Consider the following 9,424-nt stretch of genomic DNA (forward strand, 5'->3'; position numbering starts at 1 on the left):
GAGCAGGAGCCGATGGCCGTCGGTGAACTGGACCATCACGTCGGTGAACTCGCCGAGCGGTGAGTTCGTCCAGTGCCCGATCACGATGCGCACACCCGAGTCGGTGCCTATACCGAATATCTCGCCGTGAAACCGTGACCTTCCCATCTCACCGACTGTAGCCACAGCAGCGCCCCGGTCGGTGCATGATGGTTTTCATGGCGTCTTTGCAACCCACGATCTTCGTCCTGTTCGGCGCAACCGGTGACCTCGCCAAGCGGATGGTCCTGCCGTCGTTCTACCAACTCCACGTCGAGGGCCTGCTGCCCGAGAAATGGTTGCTCATCGGAAACGGTCGTCACGACACCCCGGACGAGGAGTTCCGCGATCACGTCCACGATGCGCTGAAGGAGTTCGGTTCCGACCTCGACAGCAAGGACTGGGACGAGTTCTCCCAGCGCGTCCGATTCGCGGGCAACGGCTTCACCGTCGACGATCCGGGCCGGCTTCCAGAGGTAGTGGAGGCCGGGCGCAAAGACATAGGTGACGACGCGCAGCTCGTGCACTACATCGCGCTGCCGCCGAGCGCGTTCGAGGACTACACCGCGGCACTCGGCGCGCATGGTCTGGCAGAGGGCGCGCGGGTGGTCTACGAGAAGCCGTTCGGCACGTCGCAGGAGGCGTTCAAGCAGCTGGACAAAGCCGTGCACTCGGTGCTGGACGAGAAACAGATCTACCGGATCGACCACTTCCTGGGCAAAGAAGCCACGCAAAATCTCCATGTACTGCGGTTCGCCAACGGGATGATCGACGGAATCTGGAATTCCGACCACGTCGCGCAGGTGCAGATCGACGTGCCGGAAACCTTGAACATCGACGATCGAGCGGAGTTCTACGACAGCACCGGCGCCGTGTTGGACATGCTCGTCACGCATTTGTTCCAGGTCGCTGCGGAGATCGCGATGGAGCCTCCGGCGTCGTTGCGGGCCGACGACCTTCAGTCTGCGCGGGAGTCGGTCATCGGATGTTTCCGGCCGATCGACACGTCCGAGGTGGTCCTCGGGCAGTACGACGGATACCGGGACGTCGAGGGCGTCGCCGTCGATTCGACGGTCGACACTTTCGTCGCCGCGAAGTTGTGGGTCGACACCGATCGCTGGCGCGGGGTGCCGTTCCTGCTGCGGACCGGAAAGATGTTGGGAGTCAGCGCACAACGAGTATCGCTCGTGTTCCGTCAGCCTGCCAACAGTCCGCTGACCGATCTTCCGCACGACGGCGCGGTGCTGTCGTTCGATCTGTCCGGCAACGGTGCCATCGACATGGCGATGACGGTGAAGGAGCCGGGGCCGGATTTCGATCTGTCGGTCGGGCATCTGTCCCTGCCGCTACCGGAGGTTCCGGACGCCGAGCCGCTGTCCCCGTATTCGCGGCTGATTCTCGATGTACTGAACGGGGATCGTTCTTTGTTCACGAGACCGGACGGGCTGGCTCACGTGTGGGAGGTTGCGGCACCGCTGCTGAACAACCCGCCCGCGATCAAGCAGTACGCGGGCGGGTCCATGGGGCCGAAGGAGTCCGAGCAGCTCGCGTCGCCGTGCGGTTGGTTGGTGCGCTGAGCGGGATTACCAGCGCGCAGCGGCGGTGAAGATGTGCAACGGATCGACCGCGGCACGGATGTCGTCCAGACGATCCTGGGTCGGGGCGTCCCACCCTGCACGGACCCGGTCTGCGGGCGTGCCGGTCGCGGCACCTGCCATGTTCATGAATGCGCCGCAGCTCCACGGCTCGAAGCGGTCCACGAAGCGCTCGAGGACTCCGGGCACGATGTCCGCGATCGGCGGGATCAACATCCCGACCGCGAGCAGACTGAAGGCCGCAGCCCGTCCACCCACTGCATTCGGCAGGGCTGGTTCACGGCGCAGCGCGCCGCCCATCGCGCGCAGCTCGACCACGGCCACCGGCATCTCGGCGGCATCGAGGAGGATCTCGAGTCCGTCGTCGGTGAGCTCGTTCAACAAGATTCCGCGTTCCATGACCGGCATCGGGTCGGCGGGGTCCATGTGCACGGAGGCGATCGCCGTGAACGGAATCTCGGAGACGGTGTCGAGGATCGGCACGGCCAGTCCGCGCATCGGCGCGAGCAACGCGTACCCGTCCTCGGAGCAGCTGACGTGCGTGAGCCGCAGATGCAACACGGTGCGGCCTCGGAGTGGTTCGGGAAGCTCGGGGGTAGGCGGAAGATGCAGGATGGCTACCGAGGTCGACACCGACTCGGGAAGCGTCGGGACCCACAGACTCCAGGCTCGGAGTACCGCTCGGGCGTCGGCGATGTCGTAGAAGATGCCCCCGCCGAGCACCGTCTGGATCGGAAACAGGTCGACCACGCTCTCGGTGACGATTCCGAACGCCGCGCCACCGCCGCGTAACGCCCAGAACAAGTCGGTGTTCCGGTGTTCGTCGGCGCGACGTACGACGCCGTCGGCGGTCACGACCTCGATGCTGCGGACGTGGTCGGCGGCGAACCCGTAGGTTCGCCCGACTGGGCTCAGCCCGCCGCCGAGGGTATATCCGACGGCGCCGACAGCAGTCGCCGAGCCTGCCAGCGCGGCGAGTCCATAGGGTGCCGCAGCGTCGAGCACCTGCTGCCACACGACGCCGGCGCCGATCGTGGCTGTTCGCCCGTGGTGGTCGAGGGCTAGCGTCGTCAATGCGCGTGTGCAGATCAGAACGGCGTCAGGACCTGCGGCAATCGCGCCGTGGCCGGTGCATTTGACCGCAATCTTCAGGCCCGCTGCGGCCGCAACGCGCACGGCTGCGGCGACATCGGCGGCGTCCGCGGCCACCACGACGGCTGCGGGACGATGCTCGACTGCAACGTTGAATCCGGTGACCTCGACGATGTACTCGGCAGATCCCGGCGCCAGGACGGCTCCGCGGGTGGCGGCGTCGAGGTCCGTCAGCAGTGTGGTGCTCGCGGTGGTGGTCATCAAAGTTGTCCTCGTGTGGTCGGTGACGTGTCGATGAAAACAAGACCATCCGCCGATTGGAGTTCACTTGGAGAACTCTTGCAGCCGCTAGGGGCCGTCGACCCAACCCGGATCCACCAGTGCTTCCCGGGTGGAGGCGATGAGCTCATGTCCCGCCGCAGCGTGCTCTGCGGCGGAGTCGAGGCCGAGCGCCGCTGCGGTGGCGGCGAGCGCGGCGTCGACGGGTCCGCAGTACAGAGATCCGCTGTCGACTCCCGCGAATGTGCCGGTGTAGGGCAGCAACTCGTCGTAGCACTGTCTGCACACGTCGAAATCGCCCAGCGCGACCGCGGCATGTGCGCGCAGCGCAGTCATCCCTCGCCAGTAGTAGTCGCGTTGGTACGGCTCTGTCTCCACCCAGATCTCGCGTGCCCGGTCGAGGTCCCCGGTTCGGGCGAGCGCGAGTACCCACGCATTGCGGACGCGGACCGGGAGGTCACGGTCCAACGACGGCAGATCTCGGAGTATCTCGTCGTAGTCATCTGTCGCAATCGCGGTGGCCAAGCGGCCGATGTGTCGTATCTCGAACCCGTTCGAGGACCCCTGCTCGTCCATGTACGTTGCGACGGCGTCGTACCTGGCCCGAGCAGATTCGAACCGGCCCGCGAGCACGTCGACGAGCCCGCCGAAGATGCTCAGCACTCCGAGCAGCTGAGTCAGTTCGGTGCCGCTCGCGAAGCGCACGGCTTCCTTGACGTGGGCGCGCGCACCGAAAAGATCGACGACGGAGTTGCACGCCAGAAACAGTTGGAAGTGAGCGAGGGCCTGATAGTCGGCGAATCCGTGTTCGGTCGCCACGGACAGCAGCTGACGGGCTCGCAGCACTCGATCATCGTCGTGATCCGGCCCGAATGCGATGTAGCCGAAAGCGTTGAGCGCCATACACAGTACTTCCGGATCGTCGGTCGTCTCGGCGAGAGCGACGGCCTCGCTCGCTTGTGCACTTGCGGTCGCCGAATCGAGACCCTCCACTTCGAAGACCGACGTCACCAGCAGGAGGGCGCGATCCCGTGCGGTTGCCTCGGGATCGGCCAGCAGATCACGAAGCGGTGCGAGCACCCGTTCGTCCGCGACTCCGCCGCGGATGTGCCAGATCACCGGCGCTCGCCACGACGTCACCGCGTCGAGGAGCGCACGCCGATCACCGAGGCGCACGGCGATATCGATAGCCTCGGCGCGGCGTGCCCGGGCCTCGACGGTGTTGGCCGCGCGTGCCAGTGATGCGACGAGAGGGATCAGGAGCTCGAGTCGTTCGGTGTCGGTGTCGCCCGGTGCCAGGTCGAGCGTAGTCACCGCAGAAAGCCACAGTGCCAGAGCGTCTTTGTGTGATCCGTAGGCTTCGGCATGACGGGCCGCGGCGACGACGACGCGGGCATATACTCGTGCCGTCGTCGGTGTTGCGCCGAGTGCTGCGTGGTGGGCATGCGCGGCCAGGTCGTCGGGCAGGCGCTGGTGGAGGACCTCGTACGCATGGGCGTGAGCCCGACGGCGGCGCAGCTGCGGGAGATCGAAATACAGAGTGTCGCGGACCAGCGCATGGGTGAAGTGCACGCGGTCGGTCGCCGGTTCCGTCAACAACCCCGCCAGCACGGCAGGTTCGAGATCGTCGAGCAACTGATCCTCGTCGCTGTTCGTCATCACCAGCAACGTGTCAAGGTCGGACCCTCGACCTAGAACCGACAGTCGTCGCAGTGTGGACAGCGTACGCTCCGGGAGCCGAGAGAATCTGCGGCGCAACACATCGCCGATTCCGGTCGGAACCGTCTCTTGTGCGGCACGAGTTCCTTCGGACGCGATGAGGCGAGCCAGCTCGCGAACGAAGAGAGGGTTGCCACCGGTTCGTTCCTCGATGAGATCGAGAGTTGCACCAGTGATCCGATCGAGTCCGAAACTGTGTGCGACAGCGGCTATGTGGTCCCGGCCGAGTCCTTCGAGTTCGAGCCGCGACGCGGGCACGTCGACCAACGTCGCCCACGCGGACATCAGATCCTCGGTGATCTCCGAGCGACGATAGGTCGCGACGACGAACAGACGTTCGGTGTGTGCTCGGACGGCGAGCTGCCGAAGAATCGACACAGTGAGTGCGTCGGCTCGGTGTATGTCGTCGAGCACGATCGCAGTCGGTGTCAGTCGTGCAACGGATTCGAGGTAGTCGGCAACCCACTTGCCCAGCCAGAACGGCTGCACCGCACCGAGGACAGGTTGATCGTCGTCGGGCAGGATCGGCGCCAGCCGTTCACGCATGGCCGCGTCCATGCCCGCGGTCGCGGACAGTTCCGTCAGGACCTCCGACCACGCCCATGCTGGTGGTGCGCCGTCGATCTCCAGGGATCGACCCCACGCGACGTTCCATCCGCGTTCGACGAGTGATGCGGTGAGCATCGTGGCGAGCGTGCTCTTTCCGTCTCCAGCTTCGCCGCCGATCCACGCCAGACGCAGGCCCGATGTGGAGGCGGCCTCGGCGTCGGCGAGTAGCTTCCGGAGTTCCTCGGGTCTGCCGTTTGAGGTTGGTGCCGCGGCGACAACAGTGGAGTGTGCGCGAGGTTTCGGTTGTGCCGCAACGATTGTCGTCGGAACCGTGTGGGCGAGAATATCGGATTCCAGGGTCCGTAGCGCCGGGCTCGGATCGACACCCATCTCCTCGGCGAGGTAGTCGCGGGAGCGGCGCAACACGCTCAGCGCGTCGGCCTGCCTTCCGCTGTAGTAGAGCGCCGTGGCCAACAGTCGTACCGACTCCTCGCGATCGGGTGCCTCGCGGACGACGGCCTCGAGGTCGGCACTGGCCGCCGCGAATCGTCCGGCTCTCATGAGACCCTCGGTATGTCGTTCCACCGCGCCTCGGCGCAGGTCCTCGAGTCGAGTGATCTCGTTTCTTGCCCAGGGGCTGTCCGCGACCTCGCTGTACGGGCCATCGACCCAGAGCTGAATCGCGGACTCGTCGGCGCCGGTGTCGAGAAGGTGTTCGAAGTTCCAGACGTCGACGGACTCGTCGGGCAGATTCAATGCATATCCGGGAGGCGCGCTGACCAGTACGGACGCCGGTGTGCGCGGCGGCCGGTTCGGTTCCAGCGCGCGACGGAGATTCGACACGTGCACCTGCAGCGCACCGAGCGCGCGCGGTGGCGGATCGCCGGCCCACAGATCCTCGATCAGTAGGTCGGTGCTCACCACCCTGGGACCCGCCGCGACCAGCCTCGCCAGAACTGCGCGCTGGCCGCGACTACCGAGGTTGACGCGCTGGCCGTCGATCTGGGCGCGTGTGCTCCCGAATACGTTGATCGACACCGACGGGCTGGTCATGGTGGACGTGAGGGTATCGAATCCAACTCACGTCCGCCCGGTCGACCGGTTCAGCGCAGGGTTTGTTCAACGCAGGGGCATCAGCATCCAGGCGGCGAGGTAGACGAGTGCCAGCGTGCCGCCCGTGACGAAGACGCCGATGACGGTGAGGACTCGGACGAGGTTCGGGTCGATCCCGAAGTACTCGCCTACGCCGCCGCAGACACCGGCGATCATCTTATGCTTGTCGGAGCGTACGAATTCTTTGGGAGGGTTCGTGTATGTCATGGGAAGAAGTCTGCGCGTCGCACGGGGTCCGGCACATCGGGAAGAACCCCTATCTTCGACCCTGAGGTTTCCGAAGTGCCGCGAGCGTTCGAGCGTCTGGCGTTCATCGAACCGTCACCGTTTCGTTCCCGCTCACGGCTAGCTTTTCGCACTATGACTCTAGATTTCAGCGCGATCGGCGATATCGCCACTGCCGTCGACCTTGCGGACACCTCGGGATTCACCGTCGACGACAACGACGACGACGATCCCATCCTGCTGACCGCTCCCGACGGACGAGTCGTCGATACCTGGCGCGAAGACTATCCCTACGAAGAGCGGATGACGCGCGCAGAGTACGACATGGAGAAGCGGCTGCTGCAGATCGAGCTGCTCAAACTCCAGATGTGGATCAAGGACACCGGCCGACGCCACGTGATGGTGTTCGAAGGTCGCGACGCTGCGGGCAAGGGCGGAACGATCAAGCGCTTCATGGAGCACATGAATCCGCGCGGAGCTCGCGTCGTAGCCCTGGAGAAGCCGTCGGCTCGTGAATCCACGGAGTGGTATTTCCAGCGCTACATCCAGCACCTGCCCGCAGCCGGCGAGATCGTGATGTTCGACCGCTCCTGGTACAACCGCGCAGGCGTGGAACGTGTCATGGGGTTCTGCGACGAGGACCAGCACGCGCGGTTCGTCCGTCAGGCACCCCTGTTCGAGCAGATGCTCGTCGACGACGGCGTGAGTCTCACCAAGTTCTGGTTCTCGGTGTCCCAGCTCGAGCAGCGGACCAGGTTCGCGATCCGCCAGGTCGATCCGGTTCGGCAATGGAAGCTCTCGCCGATGGATCTGGCCTCCCTCGACAAGTGGGACGCGTACACAGCGGCGAAGGAGGAGAGCTTCCGAGCTACCGATACCGACGTCGCTCCGTGGACGATCGTCAAGAGCAACGACAAGAAGCGCGCCCGAATCAACGCGATGCGGTTCATTCTCAACAAATACGACTACGCGAACAAGGACCCTGAAATCGTCGGAGAAACCGACCCATTGCTCGTCGGGCGAGCCCGCGACGTGATCGGCGAGTGATTCGCGCATTACTCGCGAGTATTCGAACGGCTACGCCCCTACCGCGTTAACCAGGACTGATACCTGAATTAACGGGGGCATCCCCGCCTGCGCCCATTAATGCGGTAAGAACGTATATGGGTCGTGATCGATCGGCTCGTTTCCAATAGAGGAGTGCTCATGGGTTCTGCAGAAATGTTCATCAACGACATCATCAGCGGCGTGTACGACGGCGTCATCGATGTCATCTCCGGCCGCATCGTCGACCTGCTGTTCTCGGGCAGCGCAGCCTGATTCAGCAGACCATACGCGGCGTCGGGGGCCGCGGTGGTCGAAAATTACCGCCTGAAACAAGTTTCCGGTTTATCGACGAATTACGTGCATTCGGACTTTTATCGTCGATTCGTAGTCAATTCGCTGGTGGGTTGGTACTAATACATCGGGCAGCGGGAGCTTTTCGTAAATTCGCTGGCCAGGTAGCCCAACCTCGAATTGAAGGAGTTTCACAGATGTCCATCAAGCCCTCGAACAAGATCGAACTTTCAGACCTCCTCAGCCTCCTCACACTGCTGTCGGGCAGCTCCGACTCGGGTTCGAGCGAGACGAGTGCCTCGGCTTCCTTGTTCTGAGCGTGTAGCTCGAACACCCTCTTCGGCGAACGCCGATCGAGACCGCTACCGGGGTCTCGGTCGGCGTTCTTCGTATGCAAGTGTTGCCGAGTGCAGACCGTGCCGATCCAGATGCCCGACGGCTCGACCGTCCCAGTGAATCTGTTCGAATCCTCAGCGCCACGTTCCGACTTGCCGGTGATCGTGGTTCTTCCAGGTCTCGGCATTCCAAGTGGCTACTACGTTCTCTTCGCCCAGGCGCTGACCGAGCGCGGATTCCATGTGGCCACCGCGGACCTCAGAGGGCAGGGAGACAGCCGACCCAAGCCGAGCGGAGCGAGCAAGTACGGATATCAGGAACTGGTCTCGGTCGACTTCCCTGCCATTTTCGAGGTGGTCAGGGAGCGGTTTCCCGACGCCACCCCATTCGCTCTCGGTCACAGCATGGGCGGCCAGCTCGCATCGCTGTATGCCGCCCGCATTCGCGGTCGCCTCGGCGGTCTGATCCTCGTCGCGTCCGGTTCGCCGTACCATCGCGGTTTCGGTGTCGCGCGCGGCGCGTCCCTGTTCGTCGGCGCTGCCGCAATGTCGTTGACCAGTAGTATCGCCGGCTTCTGGCCCGGTGACCGTATCGACATCGGCGGCTTCGGCCGCCAGTCGAAAGTGCTGATCGACGACTGGTCCCGCTTCGCCCGATCAGGCAAGATCGAACCGGCAGGGGCGGACATCGACTACGAGGAACGCATCGCGCGTCTGACCTTGCCGATTCTCGCTGTCACGCTCGCCGGCGACGATCTCGCGCCCCGCAGCTCCATGACGAACCTGTTGGCCAAGTTCCCGAACGCGGACGTCACCACGCGACACCTCGAGTCGCCACGTGGTCACAACGAGTGGATCAGGCAGTCGTCGACGGTCGTCGACGAGATCGAGGCGTGGTTCAACCGGTGACTTCCGGGCGGGTCAACGACCTCCACAGGAACTGGTAGGCCAGCGTCGTCTTGAAGGCCAACTGCGCGTTGTCGGCGGCTCCGCCGTGCCCACCCTCGATGTTCTCGAAGTAGCTGACGTCCTGCCCGACTTCTTCGAGCCTGGCCGCCATCTTGCGGGCGTGACCGGGGTGCACCCGGTCGTCACGCGTGGAGGTAGCAATGAGAATCGGTGGGTACTGTCTCTCGCTCGCGGGGACGACGTTCTGATACG

At 64.3% G+C, this 9,424-nt stretch carries 7 protein-coding genes; 3 read left to right on the forward strand and 4 right to left on the reverse strand.

What is annotated here, in order from left to right:
• The first annotated feature begins 197 nt into the window (after window positions 1–197).
• Complete coding sequence (locus A2J03_RS25600) at window positions 198–1,595, forward strand: glucose-6-phosphate dehydrogenase (protein WP_156520584.1); 1,398 nt, start codon at window positions 198–200, stop codon at window positions 1,593–1,595.
• Between the two features lie 6 nt (window positions 1,596–1,601).
• On the opposite strand, the gene A2J03_RS25605 is transcribed toward A2J03_RS25600, so the two are convergent.
• The 3 genes from A2J03_RS25605 to A2J03_RS25615 form a co-directional block, all read right to left on the reverse strand.
• Window positions 1,602–2,966: an FAD-binding oxidoreductase gene (locus A2J03_RS25605; RefSeq protein ID WP_068379819.1), complete on the reverse strand. Its 1,365-nt coding sequence runs from the start codon at window positions 2,964–2,966 to the stop codon at window positions 1,602–1,604.
• A gap of 87 nt (window positions 2,967–3,053) precedes the next feature.
• Window positions 3,054–6,305, reverse strand: a complete 3,252-nt coding sequence (locus A2J03_RS25610; RefSeq protein ID WP_068379822.1) for a BTAD domain-containing putative transcriptional regulator — start codon at window positions 6,303–6,305, stop codon at window positions 3,054–3,056.
• A 66-nt stretch (window positions 6,306–6,371) separates the two neighbouring features.
• The gene (locus A2J03_RS25615) at window positions 6,372–6,572 is read right to left on the reverse strand and encodes a PspC domain-containing protein (RefSeq protein WP_068379825.1); all 201 of its coding nucleotides are present in this window, start codon (window positions 6,570–6,572) and stop codon (window positions 6,372–6,374) included.
• Between the two features lie 153 nt (window positions 6,573–6,725).
• On the opposite strand from A2J03_RS25615, the gene ppk2 reads away from it, so the two are divergent.
• Both ppk2 and A2J03_RS25625 read left to right on the forward strand, forming a co-directional pair.
• Entirely contained in the window at window positions 6,726–7,637 is a 912-nt protein-coding gene (gene ppk2 / locus A2J03_RS25620; RefSeq protein ID WP_068379838.1) for a polyphosphate kinase 2, read from the forward strand.
• 698 nt (window positions 7,638–8,335) lie between these two features.
• Window positions 8,336–9,172 carry an alpha/beta hydrolase family protein gene (locus tag A2J03_RS25625; RefSeq protein ID WP_068379829.1) on the forward strand — a complete coding sequence of 279 codons (837 nt, stop codon included), beginning with the start codon at window positions 8,336–8,338 and terminating at the stop codon, window positions 9,170–9,172.
• Here the strand turns inward: A2J03_RS25625 and A2J03_RS25630 are convergent.
• A partial coding sequence (locus A2J03_RS25630; protein WP_156520585.1) for a prolyl oligopeptidase family serine peptidase occupies window positions 9,162–9,424 on the reverse strand: 263 nt, incomplete at its 5' end. The two genes, A2J03_RS25625 and A2J03_RS25630, sit on opposite strands and share 11 nt — an antisense overlap.

The sequence above is a fragment of the Rhodococcus sp. EPR-157 genome (genome assembly GCF_001647195.1).
Classification (GTDB): domain Bacteria; phylum Actinomycetota; class Actinomycetes; order Mycobacteriales; family Mycobacteriaceae; genus Rhodococcoides.